The following is a 24,283-nucleotide window of genomic DNA, read 5'->3' on the forward strand; positions in this document are numbered from 1 at the left end:
ATCCGTAGCTTATAGTTGAAGAACTAATAAGTCTTACGGATTTCTTTTATTCACTCATAAAAAAGTAATGAATTAGTAAGTTTTTGTATCTGTTTTTGTGTAAACGTTAAAATTTTATCAACACGAAAACGTTTGCGCAATGCTTCAAACGTTTTCGTTATAGGTAAAAATATTACATTGTAAGAAATTTAACACACAAACACTTATTTTATGAAAACTTTTAAGTTTATCTATTTTTTGTTAGCGGTATCTTTTATAATGGTATCGTGCGGTAAAGATGAGGTTTTTGATTCTGTAGAAACGGAATCTATTAAACCTGAAGAATCAATTTCTACTAGAGCAGGTCTTAAATCTATAGGATCTGGAGTAATGATGCAAGCCTTTTATTGGGATGTTCCAGCCGGTGGTACTTGGTGGAATGTTGTCAAAGGAAAAGTTAACTCCTGGAGTAATGCAGGTGTTGATGCAATCTGGTTGCCTCCAGTTAGCAAAGCTCAGAACGGGCCATTTTCTATGGGATACGATCCTTTTGATTACTATGATTTCGGTCAGTATAATCAGATGGGAAGTACGCAAACCAGATTTGGTTCTAAGTCAGAACTAGAATCGTTGATTTCTAGCGCTCATAATAAAGGACTCAATGTGATTGCAGATATAGTGATTAATCATAACAGTGGAGGGGATTTAGAGCCAAATGAATTTGCTGGAAAAGATACATACACAAAATTTAATCCGTTGTCTAATAAATTTGATAGAACAAAATATGATTTTCATCCAAATGAAGCTTATAATTCTGATAGCGGTATTTTTGGCGGATTTCCAGATTTAAGTCATAACAAAGCATATGTACAGGATTGGTTATGGAAAAGAAGTAATTCTGTAGCTAAGTATTATAAGAATACTATGGGATTTGATGGATATAGATTTGATTATGTAAAAGGTTTTGCTCCTTGGGTTGCAAAAGAATTTCGTCAATCGACAGGTGCATTTGGTGTTGGAGAATATTGGGATGGAAATGTAAATACATTGGACTGGTGGACAAGTCAAGCTCAGATGTCAGCATTTGATTTTGCTTGCTACTATAAAATGAGAGATGCGTTTGTTGGTAATAATTTAAATGCTCTTAGTGGTGATATGTTATGGAAAAGAAATGCAAGTAGAGCAGTTACCTTTGTGGCAAATCATGATACTGATGAGATTTATACAAATAAGCTATTGGCATATGCGTATATTTTAACGCACGAAGGATATCCTGCTCTTTTTTATAGAGATTATGAAGACTGGTTAGATAAAAACAAATTGAATAACCTGATTTGGATACATAATAATCTTGCAGGAGGTAATACATCAAACCTTTGGACGGATAATGATGAGTATATAGCCAGAAGAAATGGTGGTGGAGGAAAGAATGGTTTGGTTGTGTATATCAATAACTCTAATTCATGGAAAGAAAGATGGATTCAGACAAACTGGTCTAATAGAACAATAAAAGATTATACTGGTAATTCTGGTTGGGAACCTACTACGCAAGGAGGAAAGTGGGTTAAGATCCAGGCGCCACCAAAAGGATATACTGTTTGGTCTCTAAAATAAAGAATGAATGTTCTTATTGATTTATAAGAATAACATTTAATGATACGGTTTTTTTATCTGTTATAGTGTTTTAAAGCGGATAAAAAAACCGTATTTTTTATAGAGATTATAAAGAGTTTAAAATAAATAAGTAAATAATAATTAAGTTATTTGAAAAAAGCTTTGTAGATAATACTTTTGTGTTATCTTTGCACCCTAATTTTTAAAGAAAGGAGGTAACACTATGTTAATTATACCAGTTAAAGACGGAGAAAATATAGATAGAGCGTTAAAACGTTTTAAGCGTAAATTCGACAGAACAGGAACTATGCGTCAGCTGCGTAAGCGTCAGGCGTTCACAAAGCCTTCTGTTGAGCGTAGAGCTCAGGTTCAAAAAGCGCAGTATATACAGCACTTAAGAGATCAAGAGGAAATTTAAAACAACATGTTGAAACGTTGTATGTTTTTAATTCTTTTTAGGAATTAAACTTCGTTTTTCAGTATATATAATTTTAAACCATTAGATACCAAAAGTTTTATACTTTTGTTGTCTAATGGTTTTTTTGTGTTTGTTAAAGAGTTTATAGATTATTTACTTTTAGAGAAAAAGTATTCAGTTCATACAGTTACCGCATATCGGAGAGATTTGTTGTCTTATATTGATTTTTGTGAAAAAGAATATGACGAAAAAGATATCTCAAGATCAAATTATGCTCAAATCCGTTCCTGGATTATAAATTTGGTTGATGAAGGGGTTTCTAATAGGTCAATTAATAGGAAAGTATCTTCACTTAAGTCGTATTATAAGTTTTTGCTAAAGACTGGTCAAATAGATAAAACCCCTTTAGCTAAGCATAGTGCATTAAAAGTTTCAAAAAAGCTGCAAATTCCATTCTCAAATACAGAAGTGGATACTGTTTTGAGCGCACTATTGGGTGGAGAAGATTTTAAAAGTGTTAGAGATAGGTTAATTGTTGAGCTTTTTTATGCAACAGGAATGCGTAGAATTGAATTAGTTAATCTAAAAATAAGTAATATTGATCTCTTGGGTAAACAGGTAAAGGTACTAGGGAAGCGCAATAAGGAAAGGTATATACCTTTAATACCGTCAATTATTTCTACTATCAAAAAATATTTAGAATTAAGATCAGAGGTTGTGGTTGGGTCTGAAAATCCTTTTTTACTGTTAACAGAAAAAGGAGTTAAAATCTATGAAACACTTGTGTATCGAATCATAAATGGTTATTTTAGTAAGGCATCTTCTAAAGTGAAAAAGAGCCCGCATATATTGAGACATTCATTTGCGACGCATCTGCTCAATGAAGGTGCAAACTTAAATGCTGTAAAAGAATTACTTGGTCATTCTAGTTTAGCTTCTACTGAGGTGTATACACATCATAGTGTTGCGCAATTATCAAAAGTACACAAGGAGTCTCACCCAAGGAATAAAAAGTAGCGTATTTCTTTTACGTTAATATCTTTTAGGCTTTAAATATTTGTTTAACCAATTAAAATAACACCTATGAAAGTGAACTTGCAATCCGTAAATTTTAATGTAGATCAGAAATTGGTAGATTTTACACAGACGAAATTGGATAAGTTAGAAAATCATTTTAGTCGTATTATTCATGCTGATGTTTTTTTGAAAGTTATGAATACAAGTGGTAAAGAAAATAAAATCACTGAAATTTTACTGAGTGTTCCTGGAGATGAGTTTATCATAAAAAAAATAAACAAAAGCTTTGAAGAAGGTGTGGATGAGTGTGTTAGTTCATTAGAAAGACAATTGCGAAAACGGAAGGAAAAATTAAATGCACATGTTTGATAATTTTTTTTTAAAAATTGTTTTGTGTAAGAAATAAATTCTATACATTTGCAGTCCGTTAGAAATAGCGGACTTTTTTATGCTTAAAAAAGTAACTAAAAAGCCGATGTAGCTCAGCTGGCTAGAGCAGCTGATTTGTAATCAGCAGGTCGTGGGTTCGAGTCCCTCCATCGGCTCTTGAAATATTGAAATTTGCAAAGGGTTTTCTGGGTTGAATTATGTTCGAGCTGTATGAAAATTAGGGACAAGAAATCTATCCTGAGCAATGTCGGTGGGAGTTCCTCCAACGACTATTTAAAAGGTGGAATTTTGAAAAAAAATGGAACCTTTTTTTATAAAATTTTGAATTGTAAAATATTTGATTACTTTTGCGCTTTCAAAATTTAGAAGTTCATTCTAAAATAATGATTTTTTTGGGGAGATACTCAAGCGGCCAACGAGGGCAGACTGTAAATCTGCTGACTACGTCTTCGCAGGTTCGAATCCTGCTCTCCCCACAACCTTCAATTTTGATTTCAAAATTGTAAATGCGGGAGTAGCTCAGTTGGTAGAGCGTCAGCCTTCCAAGCTGAATGTCGCCGGTTCGAACCCGGTCTCCCGCTCTTAAAAAATACAGAGCTAATCTTGATGCATTTTTAGCATTGGATTTTTAAAACAATAATAATGATGAATCGGTTTTCTTTCGATATATAATGAAGGACTCTGGTTTATCATTGTGTACTTTAAAAAGCCGGTGTAGCTCAGGGGTAGAGCGTTTCCTTGGTAAGGAAGAGGTCACGAGTTCAAATCTCGTCATTGGCTCTTAGTTCAGAAGCATTAATTGAACACTAATATATAACTAAGATTAAATAAATTAATTATGGCAAAGGAAACTTTTGATCGTTCCAAACCGCACTTAAATATTGGTACTATTGGACACGTTGATCACGGTAAAACAACTTTAACGGCTGCGATTACTAAGGTATTAGCAGATGCTGGTCTTTCTGAGGCTAGAGATTTCGATACTATCGATAACGCTCCAGAAGAAAAAGAAAGAGGTATTACTATTAATACTTCTCACGTAGAATATCAAACTGCTAACCGTCACTATGCACACGTTGACTGTCCAGGTCACGCCGATTATGTAAAGAACATGGTAACTGGTGCTGCTCAAATGGATGGAGCAATTTTGGTTGTAGCTGCGACAGATGGACCTATGCCACAAACTCGTGAGCACATCTTATTAGGACGTCAGGTAGGTATTCCAAGAATCGTTGTATTCCTTAATAAAGTGGATATGGTTGATGATGATGAGCTATTAGAATTGGTAGAAATGGAAGTTAGAGATCTTCTTTCTTTCTATGAATATGATGGTGATAATGGACCTGTTGTTTCTGGTTCTGCACTTGGAGCATTAAATGGAGAGCAAAAATGGGTTGATACCGTTTTAGAATTAATGAAGGAAGTAGATGCTTGGATCGAAGAGCCATTACGTGAGATCGATAAAGATTTCTTAATGCCGATTGAAGATGTATTCTCTATTACTGGTCGTGGTACTGTTGCAACTGGACGTATCGAAACTGGTATTGCTAACACTGGAGATCCTGTAGAGATTATTGGTATGGGAGCTGAGAAATTAACTTCTACTATTACTGGTATCGAGATGTTCCGTCAAATATTAGATAGAGGAGAAGCTGGAGATAACGCTGGTATCTTATTAAGAGGTATTGAGAAAACTCAGATCTCAAGAGGTATGGTAATTACTAAGCCTGGATCTGTAACTCCACATTCTAAATTTAAAGCTGAGGTTTATATCCTTAAGAAAGAAGAAGGTGGACGTCATACACCATTCCATAATAACTACCGTCCTCAGTTCTACGTTCGTACAACTGATGTAACTGGAAACATTGCGCTTCCTGATGGAGTTGAAATGGTTATGCCTGGAGATAACTTAACAATTACTGTTGAGCTTATTCAGCCAATCGCAATGAATGTAGGTCTTCGTTTTGCTATCCGTGAAGGTGGTAGAACAGTAGGTGCTGGACAGGTTACTGAAATTTTAGACTAATACAATATATTAATATATGAGGTGAGGTATTCGTTACGGCGAATACCTTGACTTATGTATACGGGTTTAGCTCAGTTGGTAGAGCACTGGTCTCCAAAACCAGGTGTCGGGAGTTCGAGTCTCTCAACCCGTGCTAATAAATATGAAAAATATCTTCATTTAAATAAAATGAAGTTGATATAATGAATTTATAATGGTAAGAGTTTTTCTTGTCATTAAAAAGAATAATAAGATGGCTGGATTAATAGATTACATTACGGAATCATATAGCGAATTAAAAAACCACGTAACATGGACTCCTTGGGCAGAAGCACAAAGGCTTACCTTAGTTACTATTGTTTTTTCGGTTATTTTTTCATTAGCTATCTGGGGGGTTGATACTGTATTTAGTAATGTAATAGAGTATTATTTCACTTTAGTTAAATCGTAATTATAATGGCTGAGGTTGGTAATACAAAAAAATGGTACGTTGTACGTGCTGTAAGTGGTCAAGAAAATAAAATCAAGGACTATATTGAGCGAGAAATTGCTCATATGGGAATGGAGGATTATGTTTCTCAGATTTTGGTTCCTACTGAAAAGGTTATTCAGATCCGAAATGGGAAAAAAATTCATAAAGAAAGAGTGTATTTTCCAGGATATGTTATGATAGAAGCAAATCTTTCTGGAGAAATTCCCCATATCATAAAGTCTATTAATGGAGTAATTGGTTTTCTTGGAGAGGTTAAAGGAGGAGATCCTGTACCTTTAAGAAAAGCGGAGATTAATAGAATGCTTGGTAAAGTAGATGAGCTTGCTGTAAAAACGGATAATGTTGCTATCCCTTATACTGTTGGAGAAACGGTTAAAGTAATTGATGGTCCTTTTAACGGTTTTAACGGTACAGTTGAGAAGGTTAATGAAGAAAAGCGTAAGCTAGAAGTAATGGTTAAGATTTTCGGAAGAAAAACACCATTAGAATTAAGCTATATGCAAGTAGAAAAAGTATAATAATTGTTACATTATATATCCTGAATTGTTCTTATTGCTTCCACTTTATAGAACAATTCTAATTTAAAATTAGAAAAATGGCTAAAGAAATAAGTAAGGTTGTAAAACTTCAAGTACGTGGAGGAGCGGCGAACCCATCCCCACCAGTTGGACCTGCTTTAGGTGCTGCCGGAGTGAATATCATGGAATTCTGTAAGCAATTCAATGGTAGAACACAAGATAAAGCTGGTAAAGTATTGCCAGTTGTTATTAATGTTTACAAAGACAAATCTTTTGATTTTGTAATCAAAACTCCACCTGCGGCGGTTCAAATACTGGAAGCAGCAAAACAAAAGAAAGGTTCAGGAGAGCCAAATCGTAAAAAAGTGGCTAGTGTTACTTGGGATCAAGTTCGTACGATAGCAGAAGATAAAATGCAAGATTTAAATGCATTTACTATAGAATCTGCTATGAAAATGATTGCCGGTACCGCTCGTTCAATGGGTGTAACTGTAAAAGGACAAGCTCCTTTTTAATCCAAAAACGTGTAGAAAATGGCAAAAGTAACTAAAAAGCAAAAAGAAGTTAGAGCTAAAGTCGAAAAGAATAAAGCATATTCAGTAGACGAAGCTTCTGCTTTAGTAAAAGAAATAACAAACGTAAATTTTGATGCTTCTGTAGATTTAGCTGTTCGTTTGAACGTAGATCCTCGTAAAGCTAATCAAATGGTACGTGGTGTGGTAACATTACCTCACGGAACAGGTAAGGATGTTAAAGTTCTTGCATTAGTAACACCAGATAAAGAAGCTGAAGCTAAAGAAGCAGGAGCGGATTTTGTAGGTCTTGATGAGTATCTTGATAAGATCAAAGGCGGATGGACTGATGTAGATGTGATCATTACAATGCCTAGTGTTATGGGTAAATTAGGACCATTAGGTCGAGTATTAGGACCACGTGGTTTAATGCCAAACCCTAAAACAGGTACAGTAACAATGGATATAGCAAAAGCTGTTTCTGATGTAAAAGCTGGTAAAATTGATTTCAAAGTTGATAAAACCGGTATTGTTCACGCTGCAATTGGTAAATCATCTTTTTCTGCAGATAAAATCGCAGGAAATGCAAAAGAATTATTAACAACATTAGTGAAGTTAAAACCTGTGGCTGCTAAGGGTGTGTATATTAAATCAATATATATGTCTTCTACAATGAGCCCTGGTGTGGAGATTGATTCTAAGAACTATGCTGGGTAATTAAGATAAACGATTATGACAAGAGAAGAAAAATCACAAGTAATTGAAGACTTAACTGCTCAGTTAGCTGAAAACACTAATATCTATTTAGCGGATATTTCAGGTTTAGATGCAGGAACAACTTCAAATTTACGTAGAGCTTGTTTTAAAGCTAACGTATCATTAAAAGTAATTAAGAATACACTCCTTGCTAAAGCAATGGAGAAATCTGATAAAGATTTTGGAGAGTTGCCAGAAGTATTAAAAGGTAATACTTCAATCATGTTCTCTGAAACAGGTAATGCACCAGCAAAGGTTATAAAAGAGTTTCGTAAGAAATCTGAGAAGCCTTTATTAAAAGGAGCTTTTGTAGAAGAAGCAATTTTTGTTGGCGATGAAACTCTGGATGCACTTGTAGATATCAAGTCTAAAGAAGAAGTTATCGGAGAAATTATTGGCTTATTACAGTCACCGGCTAAGAATGTTATTTCTGCATTAAAGTCTAGTGGAGGTACTATAGCAGGTATTCTTAAAACATTATCCGAGAAAGAAGGATAATCAAGCGTGTACGCACTTTTTAACAAATATATTTCAATTAAAAAAAATTATTAAAAACGATAGAAAATGGCAGATTTAAAAGAATTCGCAGAACAATTAGTTAACTTAACAGTAAAAGAAGTTAATGAGTTAGCTGATATATTAAAAGATGAGTATGGTATCGAGCCTGCTGCTGCTGCAGTAGCTGTAGCTGCTGGTGGTGGAGCTGCTGGTGGAGATGCTGCTGAAGAAAAAACTGAATTTGATGTAATCCTTAAAGCAGCTGGTGGTGCTAAATTAGCAGTTGTTAAACTTGTGAAGGAATTAACTGGTCTTGGTCTTAAAGAAGCTAAAGGATTAGTTGATGATGCTCCAAGTGCAATCAAAGAAGGTATTGCTAAAGATGAAGCAGAAGCTCTTAAAGCTCAATTAGAAGAGGCTGGAGCAGAGGTTGAGCTTAAGTAAGCTTACCATATATTGACATAGAGGTTTAGACCTGGAGAATTTTCTCTAAGGTCTAAACCATTTTGCGTATATAAATATGATGTATTAAAATACGCTGTTTTTTAAATTTTAATTTAATTCCGTCCATTGATGTTAGCAACGCAAACTGAAAGATTGAATTTTTCTTCCGTAAAGAATAGACCTGATTATCCAGATTTCTTGGATATCCAGATCAAATCCTTTCAAGACTTTTTTCAATTAGAAACGAAGTCAGAAGAAAGAGGAAATGAAGGTCTTTATAATACCTTCATGGAAAATTTCCCGATTACGGATACACGTAATCAATTTGTACTTGAATTTTTAGACTACTTTGTAGACCCGCCAAGATATGATTTGCAAGAATGTATAGAGAGAGGTCTTACATATAGTGTTCCACTTAAGGCACGTCTAAAACTTTTCTGTACCGATCCTGAACACGAAGATTTTGAAACAATTGTACAGGACGTATATTTAGGAACAATTCCTTATATGACTCCAAGTGGTACATTCTGTATTAATGGAGCAGAACGTGTTGTTGTATCTCAATTACACCGTTCACCAGGTGTTTTCTTTGGACAATCATTCCATGCCAATGGAACTAAACTATATTCTGCCAGAGTAATTCCTTTTAAAGGATCTTGGATAGAATTTGCAACAGATATCAATAGCGTTATGTACGCATATATTGATAGAAAGAAAAAATTACCAGTAACTACTCTTTTCCGTGCTATCGGGTTTGAAAGAGATAAAGATATATTAGAAATTTTTGATCTTGCAGAAGAGGTTAAAGTTTCTAAATCTGGATTAAAGAAAGTATTAGGTCGTAAACTTGCTGCTCGTGTTTTAAATACTTGGCATGAGGATTTCGTTGATGAAGATACAGGAGAAGTTGTTTCTATCGAGCGTAACGAAATTGTATTAGATCGTGATACAGTCCTTGATAAAGATCACTTAGATGAGATCGTGGATTCTGGTGCTAAAACCATTTTGCTTCATAAAGAAGATAATCAAAAAGGTGATTATGCAATAATCCATAATACATTACAAAAAGATCCTACGAATTCTGAAAAAGAAGCCGTAGAACATATATACCGTCAATTACGTAACGCAGAACCGCCTGATGAGGAAACTGCAAGAGGTATTATTGACAAGTTATTCTTCTCAGACCAACGTTACAACTTAGGTGAAGTAGGTCGTTATAGAATGAATAAAAAATTAGGTCTTAATATCGAAATGGATAAGCAAGTACTTACCAAAGAAGATATTATAACTATCATAAAATACTTAATAGAGTTAATTAACTCTAAAGCTGAAATTGATGATATTGATCACCTTTCTAACCGTCGTGTAAGAACCGTAGGAGAGCAATTATCACAACAGTTTGGGGTTGGTTTAGCACGTATGGCTCGTACGATTAGAGAACGTATGAACGTAAGAGATAATGAAGTGTTTACTCCAATTGATTTAATTAATGCAAAGACTTTGTCTTCTGTAATTAATTCATTCTTTGGTACTAACCAGTTATCTCAATTTATGGATCAGACGAATCCATTAGCAGAGATTACTCATAAGCGCAGGCTTTCTGCACTTGGACCTGGTGGTTTATCAAGAGAAAGAGCAGGTTTTGAGGTTCGAGATGTACATTATACGCACTATGGTCGTTTATGTCCTATTGAAACTCCAGAAGGACCAAATATTGGGTTGATTTCTTCACTTGCGGTATTTGCTAAAGTAAATTCTATGGGATTCCTTGAAACTCCTTATCGTAAGGTAGAAGAAGGGAAAGTAGATTTAGGAGAATTTAGATATTTAAGCGCTGAAGAAGAAGAAGAAAAATTGATAATGCAAGCCAATCTTCCATTAAAAGAAGATGGTACAATTGAGAGCGATAAGGTGATTGCACGTATGGAAGGTGATTTCCCGGTAATCGAACCATCATCTGTAAATTATGCGGATGTTGCACCTAATCAGATTGCTTCGATTTCTGCATCTTTGATTCCTTTCTTAGAACATGATGATGCGAACCGTGCATTGATGGGATCGAATATGATGCGTCAGGCAGTTCCTTTATTAAGAGTAGATGCTCCAATTGTAGGAACAGGACTTGAACGTCAGGTAGCTTCAGATTCCAGAGTATTAATAAATGCCGAAGGAGCTGGAGTTGTTGAGTATGTAGATGCCCAAAAGATAACTATCAAATATGATAGAACGGAAGAAGAAAGAATGGTAAGTTTTGAGAGTGATTCCAAAACGTATAACCTGATAAAATTCCGTAAGACCAACCAAGGTACTTCTATAAATCTTAAACCAATTGTAAGAGTTGGGGATAGAGTAAACAAAGGACAAGTACTATGTCAAGGATATGCAACTGAGAATGGAGAACTTGCTTTAGGAAGAAATATGAAGGTTGCCTTCATGCCTTGGAAAGGATATAATTTTGAGGATGCAATCGTAATTTCTGAGAAAGTAGTTAGAGATGATATCTTTACTTCTATTCATATCGATGAATATTCGTTAGAAGTAAGAGATACTAAGTTAGGTAACGAAGAGTTGACTAATGATATCCCTAATGTTTCTGAAGAAGCTACAAAAGATCTTGATGAAAATGGAATGATCCGTGTTGGTGCTGAAATCAAACCAGGAGATATTCTTATTGGTAAGATTACACCAAAAGGAGAAAGTGATCCTACTCCAGAAGAAAAACTGTTAAGAGCTATCTTTGGTGATAAAGCAGGAGATGTTAAAGATGCTTCTTTAAAAGCTTCACCTTCTTTACACGGTGTTGTTATAGATAAAAAATTGTTCGCTCGTGCTATTAAGGATAAGCGTAAACGTTCTCAGGATAAAGAAGATATTTCAATATTAGAAAGATCTTATGATGCAAAGTTTGCATTATTAAAAGCAGAGTTAGTAGATAAATTATTTGTAATCGTTGGAGGAAAAACTTCTCAAGGGGTTATTAATGATTTAGGAGAAGAAGTGCTTCCAAAAGGTAAAAAGTTCACTCAGAAAATGCTTAACAGTGTTGATGATTATGCTCACCTTACTAAAGGAACTTGGACTACTGATGATAATCTTAATAAAATGGTTGCTGATTTAATTCACAACTTTAAGATTAAAGAAAATGATTTACAAGGTAACTTACGTAGAGAGAAATTTACAATCTCTGTAGGTGATGAATTACCTTCTGGAATTATAAAACTTGCTAAAGTTTACATTGCTAAAAAACGTAAACTTAAAGTAGGTGATAAGATGGCAGGTCGTCACGGTAACAAAGGTATTGTTGCACGTATCGTAAGAGAAGAAGATATGCCTTTCTTAGAAGATGGAACACCAGTAGATATTGTACTGAATCCATTAGGGGTACCATCTCGTATGAATATTGGTCAGATTTATGAAACTGTATTAGGTTGGGCAGGTCAGAAATTAGGTAGAAAATATGCTACTCCAATTTTTGACGGAGCTTCCTTAGATCAGATCAATGAATTTACAGATGAAGCGGGTATTCCAAGATTTGGACATACGTATTTATATGATGGTGGAACAGGAGATCGTTTTGATCAGCCGGCAACTGTAGGTGTAATCTACATGCTTAAGTTAGGTCATATGGTAGACGATAAAATGCACGCACGTTCTATAGGTCCATATTCATTGATTACGCAGCAACCACTTGGTGGTAAAGCACAGTTTGGTGGTCAACGTTTTGGAGAGATGGAAGTATGGGCACTGGAGGCTTATGGTGCTTCAGCTACCCTTCGTGAAATACTGACTGTGAAATCTGATGATGTTATCGGTAGAGCTAAAACATACGAAAGTATCGTGAAAGGTGAACCTATGCCAGAACCAGGATTACCAGAATCATTCAATGTATTAATGCATGAATTGAAAGGTCTGGGTCTGGATATCAGATTAGAAGAATAATATATTTGAAATCGTACCCTGAGAGTAGTCAAAGGGTACGATAAAATTATTATTCAAAATTAAATTACAATAATTCTTAAGCAACCATATATTATGGCAAGAAATAATGATAAGAATACAGTAAAGAGGTTTAATAAAATCTCTATAGGTTTAGCCTCTCCTGAGTCAATTTTAGCAGCGTCACAGGGAGAAGTTTTAAAGCCTGAAACTATCAATTATCGTACTCACAAACCGGAGCGTGATGGTTTGTTCTGTGAGCGTATTTTTGGACCTGTTAAGGACTTTGAATGTGCTTGTGGTAAATATAAAAGAATTCGTTACAAAGGGATCGTTTGTGATCGATGTGGTGTTGAAGTAACGGAAAAGAAAGTTAGAAGAGATCGTGTAGGACACATTAATTTAGTTGTTCCTGTAGCTCATATATGGTACTTCCGTTCTTTACCAAATAAAATAGGTTATTTATTAGGGCTGCCGTCTAAGAAATTAGATATGATTATTTACTACGAAAGATACGTAGTAATTCAACCTGGTATCGCTAAAAATGAAGAAGGGGAGCCAGTTCAGAAAATGGATTTCCTTACAGAAGAAGAATATCTTAATATTTTGGATAGTCTTCCTCAGGAGAATTTATACTTGGATGATACTGATCCTAATAAGTTTATCGCTAAGATGGGTGCAGAATGCCTGATCGAAATCTTAAAGAGAATTGATCTTGATGATCTGTCATACCAATTAAGACATAAAGCAAATAATGAAACTTCTAAGCAACGTAAAACTGAGGCATTAAAACGTCTTCAGGTAGTTGAATCATTACGTGATGCTAATAAGAATAGAGAAAACCGTCCTGAATGGATGATTCTTAAAGTAGTTCCGGTAATTCCGCCAGAATTACGCCCATTAGTACCACTTGATGGAGGTCGTTTTGCAACATCCGATTTAAATGACTTATATCGTCGTGTAATTATCCGTAATAATCGTTTGAAGCGTTTGATGGAAATCAAAGCGCCAGAAGTAATTTTGCGTAATGAAAAACGTATGTTACAGGAATCTGTAGATTCTTTATTCGATAATACGCGTAAAGCTTCCGCAGTTAAGACAGATTCTAACAGACCATTAAAGTCACTATCAGATTCATTAAAAGGTAAGCAAGGACGTTTCCGTCAGAACTTACTTGGAAAGCGTGTGGATTATTCTGCTCGTTCTGTAATTGTTGTTGGACCAGAATTGAAATTATTCGAATGTGGTCTTCCTAAGAATATGGCAGCCGAGTTGTACAAGCCATTTGTGATCCGAAAGTTGATCGAGCGTGGTATTGTTAAAACAGTAAAATCTGCAAAGAAAATTATAGATAGAAAAGAGCCTGTTGTTTGGGATATCTTGGAGAATGTTCTAAAAGGACATCCAGTATTACTAAACCGTGCTCCTACGCTTCACCGTTTAGGTATTCAGGCATTCCAGCCTAAGCTTATTGAAGGTAAAGCGATACAGTTGCACCCATTGGTGTGTACAGCATTTAACGCCGATTTTGATGGAGATCAGATGGCAGTGCATTTACCATTAGGACCAGAAGCAATATTAGAAGCACAATTATTAATGTTAGCTTCTCATAATATCTTAAACCCTGCCAATGGTTCACCAGTAACGGTACCTTCTCAGGATATGGTATTAGGACTGTATTATATGACTAAATCTCGTAGATCAACACCTGAATTAGAAATTAAAGGTGAAGATTTAACGTTTTATTCTCCAGAAGAGGTAGTTATTGCCTACAATGAGAAAAGATTAGATATCAATGCTAACATAAAAGTTAGAACAAAAGATATCGAAGAAGGAGAGTTAGTAACTAAAATAATAGAAACTACTACTGGTAGAGTTTTATTTAATGAAAAAGTTCCGGAAAAAGCTGGTTATATAAATGAAGTATTGACTAAAAAATCTCTAAGAGATATTATTGGTGGTATTTTAAAAGTAACAAGTGTTCCAGAAACTGCTGCTTTCTTAGATGAAATTAAAACATTAGGATATAATTTTGCATTTAGAGGAGGATTATCATTTAGTTTAGGAGATATCATCATTCCTGCAGAGAAGCATAAAATGATTGCTGATGCTAACGGTCAAGTAGATAATATTGTAGCCAATTATAACATGGGTCTTATTACTAATAATGAGCGTTATAATCAGGTAATTGATATATGGACATCTACTAATGCTGAGTTGACAGAGTTGTCGATGAAACGTATTAGAGAAGATCAACAAGGATTTAACTCAGTATATATGATGCTTGATTCTGGAGCAAGGGGATCTAAAGAACAGATTCGTCAGCTTACAGGAATGCGTGGATTGATGGCTAAACCGAAAAAATCTAACTCGGCTGGTGGAGAAATTATTGAGAATCCGATTCTTTCTAACTTTAAAGAAGGTCTTTCAATTCTTGAATACTTTATATCTACACACGGTGCTCGTAAAGGTCTTGCGGATACCGCACTTAAAACTGCAGATGCAGGATACCTTACACGTCGTTTAGTGGATGTTGCACAAGATGTAATTGTTAATATTGAAGATTGTGGAACGTTAAGAGGTGTAGAAGTTAGCCCATTAAAGAAAAATGAGGAGATTATAGAAGGTCTTGCTGCTAGAATTACAGGTAGAACTTCATTGATGGATGTAATTAATCCGTTAACTCAAGAAGTGCTTGTAGAAGCAGGTGTGGAGATTGATGATGCAACTGCTAAGAATATAGAAAATTCTCCTGTAGAGTCAGTAGAAGTTCGTTCTGCTCTTACGTGTGAGGCTAAGAAAGGTATATGTGTCAAATGTTATGGACGTAACCTAGCTACTGGTAAAACAGTTCAACGAGGTGAAGCAGTAGGTGTTGTTGCTGCCCAGTCAATTGGAGAACCGGGAACACAGCTTACATTACGTACATTCCACGTTGGAGGTATTGCAAGTAATATTTCGGAAGAAAATCAACTAAAATCTAAGTTTGCCGGTAAAGCAGAAATAGAAGAATTGAAGACCGTAAAAGGTCAGGATTCTGAAGGAAAGGAAATTGATGTAGTAATTTCTCGTACTTCTGAAGTTAAGATTATTGATCCTAAAACTAAGATTGTACTTAGTACAAATCTTATACCTTATGGTTCTCAATTATTCATTAAGAGTGGTGATACTGTTAAGGCTGATCAAAGTATCTGTCAGTGGGATCCATATAATGGTGTGATTATTTCAGAGTTTGCTGGAAAAGTAAGCTACGAAAATGTAGAGCAAGGGGTAACATATCAAGTAGAAATAGATGAACAAACTGGATTCCAGGAGAAAGTAATCTCAGAATCTCGTGATAAGAAAAAGATACCTACGCTTCTAATTATGGGTAAAGGTGACGAAGTTCTTCGTTCATATAACTTACCTGTAGGAGCTCACTTAATGGTAGATGATAATGAAAAGATTGAGGTAGGTAAGATTTTGGTTAAGATTCCTCGTAAATCAGCAAAAGCTGGTGATATTACAGGAGGTCTTCCACGTGTAACAGAATTGTTTGAAGCACGTAATCCATCGAACCCTGCAGTTGTTAGTGAAATTGATGGTGTGGTATCATTTGGTAAAATCAAGCGTGGTAACCGTGAGATTATTGTAGAATCTAGAATTGGTGAAATCAAGAAATATCTTGTGAAATTATCAAATCAGATTCTTGTACAAGAGAATGATTTTGTACGTGCAGGTATGCCTTTATCTGATGGTTCTGTAACTCCTGAAGATATCCTTAAGATTAAAGGACCTTCAGCTGTACAGCAATATTTAGTTAATGAAGTACAAGAAGTATATAGGTTACAAGGTGTGAAGATTAATGATAAGCATTTTGAAGTAGTAGTACGTCAAATGATGCGTAAAGTAAGAATTCAGGATCCAGGTGACACTATTTTCTTAGAAAATCAATTAATTCATAAATCTGATTTCATAGTTGAGAATGATTCTATGTACGGAATGAAGGTGATTGAAGATGCTGGTGATAGTGAAAACCTTAAAGCTGGTCAGATCATATCACCTCGTGATTTAAGAGATGAAAATTCTCTTTTACGTAGAGAAGATAAGAATTTAGTAGAGGCACGAGATGTTACTCCTGCTACGGCGACTCCAATACTTCAAGGTATCACAAGAGCTTCGCTTCAAACTAAATCGTTTATCTCTGCAGCATCATTCCAGGAAACAACAAAAGTACTAAACGAAGCTGCGGTAAGCGGTAAGGTTGATGATCTGGAAGGATTGAAAGAGAATGTAATCGTTGGACATAGAATCCCTGCCGGAACAGGTATGAGAGATTATGAAAGTATCATAGTTGGTTCTAAAGAAGAGTTCGAAGATCGAATGGAACAACGACAAGAAGTTAATTATAATTAATCAGTTAAGCCTGCCAATTGGCAGGCTTTCTGTTTTAAGAACCAATGTGTTCAGGTAAAATATTTTAAAAATGGCAGACGAAAAGAAACCAAAACAAAATCAGTTAAACATAGAGCTAGATGATGCTATTGCAGATGGGATTTATAGCAACCTTGCAATTATTAACCATTCAGTATCAGAATTTGTAGTTGACTTTGTAAATATTATGCCAGGAAGACCTAAAAGTAAAGTGAAAAGTAGGATCATTTTAACTCCTCAGCATGCCAAAAGATTATTAAAAGCACTGGGAGATAATGTGTCTAGATTTGAAGCTGCTCATGGTGAAATTAAAGATTATGAGCAACCACCGATTCCTTTGAATTTCGGTCCTACCGGACAAGCATAAGAAGTGTAAAATATTCTTAAGAGTAATATGTGATCCGTTTGATTGATAAAATCAGGCGGATTTTTATTTTGAAATATATCTATACTTGATCAGTACTTATATTTTTGTTACCTTAAACATTCTTATAACTAAGTGTATTAAATTATGTCTGATCGGATTAAAACCTATTCTGAATTCTATAAGTTCTACTTAACAGAACACAAAAATAGAACTAGTAGAACTTTACATTTTGTTGGTACTTTTTTGGTTTTTATTATTGTAGCAATTGCTATTTATTACGGTTGGGGTTGGAAATGGTTTTTGGTACCTATTGTTGGGTATGGTTTTGCATGGGTAGGTCACGCCTTTTTTGAAAAAAATAAGCCGGCAACATTCAAGTATCCTTTATGGAGTTTAATTTCAGATTTTAAGTTGTTCTTTGAGATTCTTCTTGGAAAGCGATCATTGGATAGCACAAAAGATTGATATAATAATATTTTATACTAAAATAAAAGTTAATAGATTTTTGTAATATTTCGTATAAAAATCGATTTAATAAATGCTTTTTAAGAAGCGTTTATTGTAAAAACGTATAGAACTTATTTATTTCTTATAAACGGTTTTAAAACACCTCTAAATAACGTTTAGAATTCTGAAGTAAAGTGAAAAGTTATAGAAGGGTACTTTTGTTGTGTCATTTGTAAACTGAAAGAAGAATCTGCTAAAAATACTAATTGCCCTCTTTTATCCTTTGCTAAAAATTTACTTTTCACACGCTTGAAGTCTTTAAACTCATCATTGTCTATGTCTTCGGTTTCAATCCAACAAGCTTTATGCACATTAAGATTTTCATAGGTACATTTTGCTCCGTATTCATGCTCTAACCTATATTGTATTACTTCGTACTGAAGCGCTCCAACCGTTCCAATTACTTTTCTTCCGTTCAATTCTAAGGTGAATAATTGCGCTACTCCTTCATCCATTAATTGGTCAATTCCTTTTGCTAATTGCTTGGATTTCATAGGGTCAGCGTTGTTTATATATCTAAAATGCTCTGGAGAGAAACTAGGAATTCCCTTATAATTTAATTGCTCACCGGTCGTTAGTGTGTCTCCTATCTTGAAATTGCCAGTATCATGTAAACCAACAATATCGCCTGGATAAGAGATGTCTACAATTTCTTTTTTTTCTGCAAAAAAAGCATTTGGACTTGAGAATTTTAGTTTTTTGTTATGCCTTGTATGCAAATAAGGTACATTTCTTTCAAAAGTTCCTGATACTATTTTAATGAAAGCCAATCGGTCTCTATGCTTAGGATCCATATTTGCATGAATCTTAAAGACGAAGCCCGTAAAATCTTTTTCATCAGGTTCTACAAGTCTAATATCGCTCTCTTTAGGTCTTGGTGTTGGAGCAATTGAAACAAAACAATCTAATAATTCACGAACCCCAAAATTATTCAATGCTGAACCAAAAAAGACAGGTTGTAAACTCCCATTTTGATAAGACTCTTTTTCAAAAGATGGGTAAATACCCTCTACTAATTCTATTTCTTCACGTAAAGTTTCGGCTGCAGTATCACCAATTAATGTATTAAGTTCAGATGAGGATAAATCAGAAACTTCAATAGTTTCTTCTATATTCTTTCTACTATCTCCGCTAAAAAGATTAATATTTTTTTCCCAAAGATTATAAATTCCTTTAAAATCATATCCCATTCCAATAGGAAAGCTTAGTGGAGTAACTTTTAATCCGAGTTTCTGTTCAACTTCGTCTAGTAGTTCAAAAGCATCTTTCCCTTCACGATCCAGTTTATTTATAAAAACAATCATAGGGATGTTGCGCATTCTACAAACAGATACTAATTTTTCAGTTTGTTCCTCTACACCTTTGGCAACATCAATTACGACAATTACACTATCAACGGCAGTTAAAGTTCTAAAGGTATCTTCGGCAAAATCTTTATGTCCTGGTGTGTCTAAAATATTAATTTTAACATTTTGGTATTCAAAGGCCAAAACTGATGTAGCAACAGAGATTCCTCTTTGGCGCTCAATCTCCATAAAATCACTAGTAGCACCTTTCTTAATTTTATTAGATTTAACGGCTCCAGCTTCCTGTATTGCACCGCCAAATAAGAGCAATTTTTCAGTTAACGTTGTTTTACCTGCATCAGGGTGAGAAATGATACCAAAAGTTCGTCTTCTCTTTATTTCCTCAGTGAATTTCATTGTAGTTATATTGCTAAAGTCTGCAAATATACTACTTAAAACTACAAAGCCATTATAAGTAACGAAAACAAGAGTTTTTCGAAATATTGTGTTTTTGATGTGATTTATGGCGAGATAAAAGTGTATTTCATCGAAAAATTAAAAAAAAGATGGGGAAAAAGGTGTTAGATATATAAATGTATCGCCATATTTGTAGTTAGTGTTATTTACGGTTTTTCCGTAATTTTGCTTAAATTTTGAAAATATAAATATTATTTAGATATTTATAAATAGCCTATAAAAGTTGCTACCCACAACTTTTACAAGCTATTGTAAACCATCGTCATATGAAAAAAATTACCCAAGTCTCAGGACATTTAGGGCTCCTAAATGTTTTGGTTAAGAATTCTTATTACCTACTATTTTTTTTCCTTTTTATAGGATTTAATGGTAATTCTCAAAATCCTGTTACCAGCTGGACGATTAGTACAGAAGCTGCAACAGACCAAGATACTTATTCTGCTAGCGGACAAACGTATCAATATGGACAAGGAGATGAAGTGATTATAACTTCTGTAACATATAATAGTAATGTCTATACCATTCCATTTGCAAGTCAATTTTACATTTTTAGACGTGATGATATTGCTTCGAATGCTCAGGGAGTAGCGGTTTTAGGAGATAAAGCAAGTATTTTCTATGAGAGAACGGGAGGTTCGAATTTTATTTATGGACCTAGTTTACCGGGAACTCCTGGAGACATTGATCTTGAATCGATTTTAAAAGAGCCCGTTATTAATAGAGGTGCTTTAGATGTTTTTAGGAATCAAGGTACGAATTCAGGTGATGAAGGACCATCGAATATCGAAAGAATTGATGTTGTTTTTCCTGCATTAAAAGTGAATAATGTAGCCGATCTAACCTTAAATGGTTTTTTAGCATCAGAGAAGAATGGGAACAACACCTTTAAGGCAGCGGCAATACTTACTATAGATGGGTCTGGGAATCCTCTTTCTTACGGTAATTTGGTAACGATTGTTGCAAATACTTCTTATGGAGAACCAACGGTTAATTCGTTTAATCCAGTTAGGAATAATGCTTTTATAGAAGACTCTAATAGTGATAATCAGCCAATTAGAGTTGGTGGAGCGGGTGAAAGAATGGGGTTATCTATTATAACTTTTGCCGATTTAGGTATTAGTGCAGGAGAAACTTTTTACGGATTATCGTTTTTTGGTGATGATGTTGTAGATAGTGATAATTTGTTAGATGTAACAACATTTCCTGATAATACTTCAACAGGAGCTGATATCTATGGAGCTTTAGGTACTATAGTAACCGCTTCTGGTTTCGATCCTGCCGATCAAGATGGAGATTTGGTTTCTAATACGGTGGATTTAGATGATGATAATGATGGTATTCTCGATACAAACGAACAACCAGGTGGAGATCCTTTTGCAGATGAAGATGGAGATTTAGTTCCAAATTATTTGGATACTAGTTTTTCTGGTTTCTCTGATAGCAATGGCGACGGTATAAGTGATCAATTTGATACAGATATAGACGGTATTATTGATCAATTTGATGTTGATAGTGATGGTGATGGATGTTTTGATGCTATTGAGGCGTCAGGTAGTTTTTTGTATTCGGATTTAACCATTGACAATAACCTAGCAAATACATCAGCTGATGTGGATTCTGATGGGATTCCAATCATATCTGGAAGCCCTCAGACTAATGATCCTGATGTTTTAGATCGCGCTGTAAACCCATGTAATGCAGGAAGTAGTGATGGAGATATAGTTTCTGACGCAGATGATCTTGATGATGATAACGATGGTATTTTAGATATAGATGAACTTAATTGTGCCACTACATCAAGAACACTAGATCAGACGTTTAGCAGTACGGCCAATCCATTTACTCAAGCAGATGTATATCCTTTTGATGTTTCTGGGACTACTAGTACAGTGGATGCTTCTTTTACAGCTTCTCTACAGGGAGGTGCCGGATGGGCTTCAGGTGTTTCTAATGTTAATGGTAGCGTAGGTGTTACGAATTTTGTAAATCTTCAGGCAAATAATACAGATTTTACCGTTGGAGACACATATACGTATACATTAACATTCTCAGAAACAGTATATGATGTTGTTTTTAAATGGGGTGGTCTGGATAATAGTGATCGTTCTGATTTCTTTGCAACCAGTGATGGAAATCAACCGATTGCACTATCGATTACTAATAATGTTGGTGGAGGAAAAACCATTACAGGGAACAGTGTAGTGAGTACTGCTGGTGGAGCGAATGCACCATCAAATAGTATAGAGGTAAGTATTCCAGGACCGGTAAGAACTATAACAATTATTTCTGCTAAACAAGATGGTAATGCAGGTAATGTCACTTTGCAGTTTTATGATTTAGTTTATTGCGTTGCGGTAAATAGTGATGCCGATGGAAATCCAGATCATTTAGATACAGATAGCGATGATGATGGGTGTTTTGATGCGTTAGAAGGTAGTGGTAGTTTTACAAACACTAATGTTGATGGTAGTAGCGGAGAGCTAACTGGAGGAGTAGGGACTAATGGAGTTCCATCTATTACAGGAAGTCCGCAAGGTACAAATACAGCTGTTACAGATGCTGGAGATACTTTGGCTTGTGATATAGCTATTGATGCGGTTGACGATTTAGGAACTACTGTAGTAGAAGGAATAGGTGGACAAACGATAGCTAACGTTTTAAATAATGATGATATAGAAGGAGCAACACCAACAACTTCTACGGTAGATCTTACCCTAGTTAGTTCAGGTAATCCAGGTATTACTTTAAATACAGGAACAGGTTCTATTGATGTCGCAAGTTCTGTCCCTGTTGGGGAATATACGTTAACTTATCAAATCTGTCCTGCAGGATCAACCTTTTCATGTGATGTAGCTGTAGTTAGTATTGTTGTACTAAAAGATAGTGATGGAGATACGGTTCCTGATACTACAGATCTAGATGATGATAATGATGGGATTTTAGATAGCGATGAAAATGGTTGTGCCTCTGGCGATACTCGTGTTAATTTCACATTATTATCAGAAGATTTCGGAGCGGCTGATGGAACTCGCGTATCTTCTGTGTATACAAACTATAGCTATGAAGATGGAACAGGTTCTGGTAATGGTGGAGGAAACCCAATAGATCTTCAGGATGGAGAATATACTATATTCGAAGACATTCAGGCAGTTTCGCCAACTTTTGCTTCCGTAGTTTGGAAAACAATAGGTGATCATACTACAGGTCCTGGAGATTTTACTGGTAGGATGGCTATCTATAATTCTAATAATATTGCGGGGTTAGAATTTTATAGAAGATCGGTTTTTAATGTAGTTGAAGGACAACAACTGAATATAGCTTTTTGGGCAATAAATATTGATTTTGAAAATTCGCCAAGTACGGATGGTAGGGTATTTCCCAATATAACCTGTAATATAGAACAAGGGGGATCGGTAGTATATACATTTGATACGGGGGATTTATTAAGAACTGTTGATTGGCAGGAGTTTACGGGTGGATTTACTCCGACTTCCAGTGATCCGATTGAGTTTGTTCTAATTAATAATGCTCCAGGAGGAGGAGGTAATGATTTAGCAATAGATGATATTTTGATTTCTCAAAGTCTTTGTGATTTTGATGGTGATGGAATACCAAATACTCAAGATACAGATTCTGATGATGATGGCTGTAGTGATGCTAATGAAGCATATAATGATGCGAATGCTGATGGCGGCGATGGTGAGCAATTCGGTATGGGCGATCCATCTACAGTAGATCCATTAACAGGTTTAGTAACTGAAGCGGGAGTAGATTATACGCTAGGTACTAATCTAAGAGTAACTGATGCGAGTGCTACTGTATGTAATTCTACTACTCCGGTAATATTGCATCAAAACCCTATTTGTGATGATACTGTTTATAATTTAGTATGGGATGGCTTTGCTCCTAATAATATAGATGAATTTGATTGGACTCCAGATGGAGCTTTAACGAACACTTTTTCTGATGTAGATGGCTCTGGAATAAATATTACTCATACTTTTTCTGGAGAAATAGGTACTTTTGGTATTTGGCCCGTAGCTTTTGGAACATTAACTCCTAGTGTTAATTCTAATGCGACAGGGGTTATTGCTGATGAAGTATTAGAGTATTATACAAGCGGTTTTGGAGTAGATGGAATAACACAAACAATTACATTTAGTGCAGATATATATTCTGTAGGGTTTGATTTATACCATATAAATACTAATGGTACAAATGGAGATTTGTTTACTGTAACTGCAACTGATGGTGCAGGAAATACAATATTTCCAACTTTTACCAACTCAGGGATGCCTTCTTACACATCTAACGAGACTACTGGAGTTATTGATGCTAACGATAGTTCAGTAAGTAATCAAGATGATCAAATAGGTGTTAATTTTGTAGATTTAGATGGAATTGAAAGTATCACTATTGTGTGGCAAAATTGTTCAACTTGTAGCCCTAATGTTCAGCATGGCTCCGCTATTGGTGGTTTCGATTTTTGTACGGAGATACCTATTGTAGTCACGGGAGTAAGCAGTCCAACCGTTACAGAGGGTACGGATTTAGTACATACAATTACCTTAAATGTTAGCACACCACAGCCAGTTACCTATCCATTTGTATTGGCAGATGGTAGTGCAGTAGCCCCTGGAGATTATACGAATG

16 protein-coding genes, 5 tRNA genes and 1 pseudogene are annotated in these 24,283 nt (G+C 35.1%); 21 read left to right on the forward strand and 1 reads right to left on the reverse strand.

Annotated features, from left to right (window positions below):
- Positions 1–210 precede the first annotated feature (210 nt).
- From Q0829_RS25390 to Q0829_RS25485, 20 genes are all read left to right on the forward strand, one after another.
- Complete coding sequence (locus Q0829_RS25390; RefSeq protein ID WP_298548359.1) at positions 211–1,593, forward strand: alpha-amylase; 1,383 nt, start codon at positions 211–213, stop codon at positions 1,591–1,593.
- A 223-nt stretch (positions 1,594–1,816) separates the two neighbouring features.
- Positions 1,817–2,011: a 30S ribosomal protein S21 gene (gene rpsU / locus Q0829_RS25395; RefSeq protein ID WP_025743950.1), complete on the forward strand. Its 195-nt coding sequence runs from the start codon at positions 1,817–1,819 to the stop codon at positions 2,009–2,011.
- 126 nt (positions 2,012–2,137) lie between these two features.
- A complete protein-coding gene (locus Q0829_RS25400; protein WP_298548362.1) occupies positions 2,138–3,028 on the forward strand; it encodes a tyrosine-type recombinase/integrase in 891 nt (296 codons plus the stop codon).
- 66 nt (positions 3,029–3,094) lie between these two features.
- Complete coding sequence (raiA, locus tag Q0829_RS25405) at positions 3,095–3,397, forward strand: ribosome-associated translation inhibitor RaiA (RefSeq protein ID WP_118457944.1); 303 nt, start codon at positions 3,095–3,097, stop codon at positions 3,395–3,397.
- Between the two features lie 102 nt (positions 3,398–3,499).
- A tRNA-Thr gene (locus Q0829_RS25410) sits at positions 3,500–3,573 on the forward strand.
- A 239-nt stretch (positions 3,574–3,812) separates the two neighbouring features.
- A tRNA-Tyr gene (locus Q0829_RS25415) sits at positions 3,813–3,894 on the forward strand.
- A gap of 32 nt (positions 3,895–3,926) precedes the next feature.
- Positions 3,927–3,999 (forward strand) — tRNA-Gly (locus tag Q0829_RS25420).
- A 127-nt stretch (positions 4,000–4,126) separates the two neighbouring features.
- A tRNA-Thr gene (locus tag Q0829_RS25425) sits at positions 4,127–4,198 on the forward strand.
- A 58-nt stretch (positions 4,199–4,256) separates the two neighbouring features.
- On the forward strand, positions 4,257–5,444 hold the full coding sequence (tuf, locus tag Q0829_RS25430; RefSeq protein WP_298548365.1) for an elongation factor Tu: 1,188 nt from the start codon (positions 4,257–4,259) through the stop codon (positions 5,442–5,444).
- A gap of 60 nt (positions 5,445–5,504) precedes the next feature.
- Positions 5,505–5,577, forward strand: a tRNA-Trp gene (locus tag Q0829_RS25435).
- A 99-nt stretch (positions 5,578–5,676) separates the two neighbouring features.
- Positions 5,677–5,874, forward strand: coding sequence for a preprotein translocase subunit SecE (secE, locus tag Q0829_RS25440; RefSeq protein WP_298548368.1), 198 nt, complete (start codon positions 5,677–5,679; stop codon positions 5,872–5,874).
- 5 nt (positions 5,875–5,879) lie between these two features.
- Positions 5,880–6,434, forward strand: a complete 555-nt coding sequence (nusG, locus tag Q0829_RS25445; RefSeq protein WP_118457938.1) for a transcription termination/antitermination protein NusG — start codon at positions 5,880–5,882, stop codon at positions 6,432–6,434.
- 77 nt (positions 6,435–6,511) lie between these two features.
- Complete coding sequence (rplK, locus tag Q0829_RS25450; RefSeq protein WP_298548371.1) at positions 6,512–6,949, forward strand: 50S ribosomal protein L11; 438 nt, start codon at positions 6,512–6,514, stop codon at positions 6,947–6,949.
- An 18-nt stretch (positions 6,950–6,967) separates the two neighbouring features.
- Complete coding sequence (gene rplA, locus Q0829_RS25455; RefSeq protein ID WP_298548373.1) at positions 6,968–7,663, forward strand: 50S ribosomal protein L1; 696 nt, start codon at positions 6,968–6,970, stop codon at positions 7,661–7,663.
- A 15-nt stretch (positions 7,664–7,678) separates the two neighbouring features.
- Positions 7,679–8,200: a 50S ribosomal protein L10 gene (gene rplJ, locus Q0829_RS25460; protein ID WP_118457934.1), complete on the forward strand. Its 522-nt coding sequence runs from the start codon at positions 7,679–7,681 to the stop codon at positions 8,198–8,200.
- 66 nt (positions 8,201–8,266) lie between these two features.
- Positions 8,267–8,644, forward strand: a complete 378-nt coding sequence (gene rplL, locus Q0829_RS25465) for a 50S ribosomal protein L7/L12 (RefSeq protein ID WP_298548376.1) — start codon at positions 8,267–8,269, stop codon at positions 8,642–8,644.
- A 129-nt stretch (positions 8,645–8,773) separates the two neighbouring features.
- On the forward strand, positions 8,774–12,583 hold the full coding sequence (rpoB, locus tag Q0829_RS25470) for a DNA-directed RNA polymerase subunit beta (RefSeq protein ID WP_298548378.1): 3,810 nt from the start codon (positions 8,774–8,776) through the stop codon (positions 12,581–12,583).
- A gap of 93 nt (positions 12,584–12,676) precedes the next feature.
- Positions 12,677–16,975: a DNA-directed RNA polymerase subunit beta' gene (gene rpoC, locus Q0829_RS25475; RefSeq protein WP_298548381.1), complete on the forward strand. Its 4,299-nt coding sequence runs from the start codon at positions 12,677–12,679 to the stop codon at positions 16,973–16,975.
- 70 nt (positions 16,976–17,045) lie between these two features.
- Positions 17,046–17,360, forward strand: coding sequence for a DUF3467 domain-containing protein (locus tag Q0829_RS25480; RefSeq protein WP_298548383.1), 315 nt, complete (start codon positions 17,046–17,048; stop codon positions 17,358–17,360).
- A 144-nt stretch (positions 17,361–17,504) separates the two neighbouring features.
- Positions 17,505–17,825 carry a DUF962 domain-containing protein gene (locus Q0829_RS25485; protein WP_298548386.1) on the forward strand — a complete coding sequence of 107 codons (321 nt, stop codon included), beginning with the start codon at positions 17,505–17,507 and terminating at the stop codon, positions 17,823–17,825.
- A gap of 158 nt (positions 17,826–17,983) precedes the next feature.
- Here Q0829_RS25485 and Q0829_RS25490 read toward each other — a convergent pair whose 3' ends face one another.
- Positions 17,984–19,570, reverse strand: coding sequence for a peptide chain release factor 3 (locus Q0829_RS25490; RefSeq protein ID WP_298548389.1), 1,587 nt, complete (start codon positions 19,568–19,570; stop codon positions 17,984–17,986).
- A 326-nt stretch (positions 19,571–19,896) separates the two neighbouring features.
- Between Q0829_RS25490 and Q0829_RS25495 the strand changes: the two are divergent.
- A pseudogene (locus tag Q0829_RS25495) lies at positions 19,897–24,283 on the forward strand (hypothetical protein); the annotation flags it as partial.

This window comes from uncultured Aquimarina sp., assembly GCF_947492405.1.
GTDB lineage: Bacteria > Bacteroidota > Bacteroidia > Flavobacteriales > Flavobacteriaceae > Aquimarina.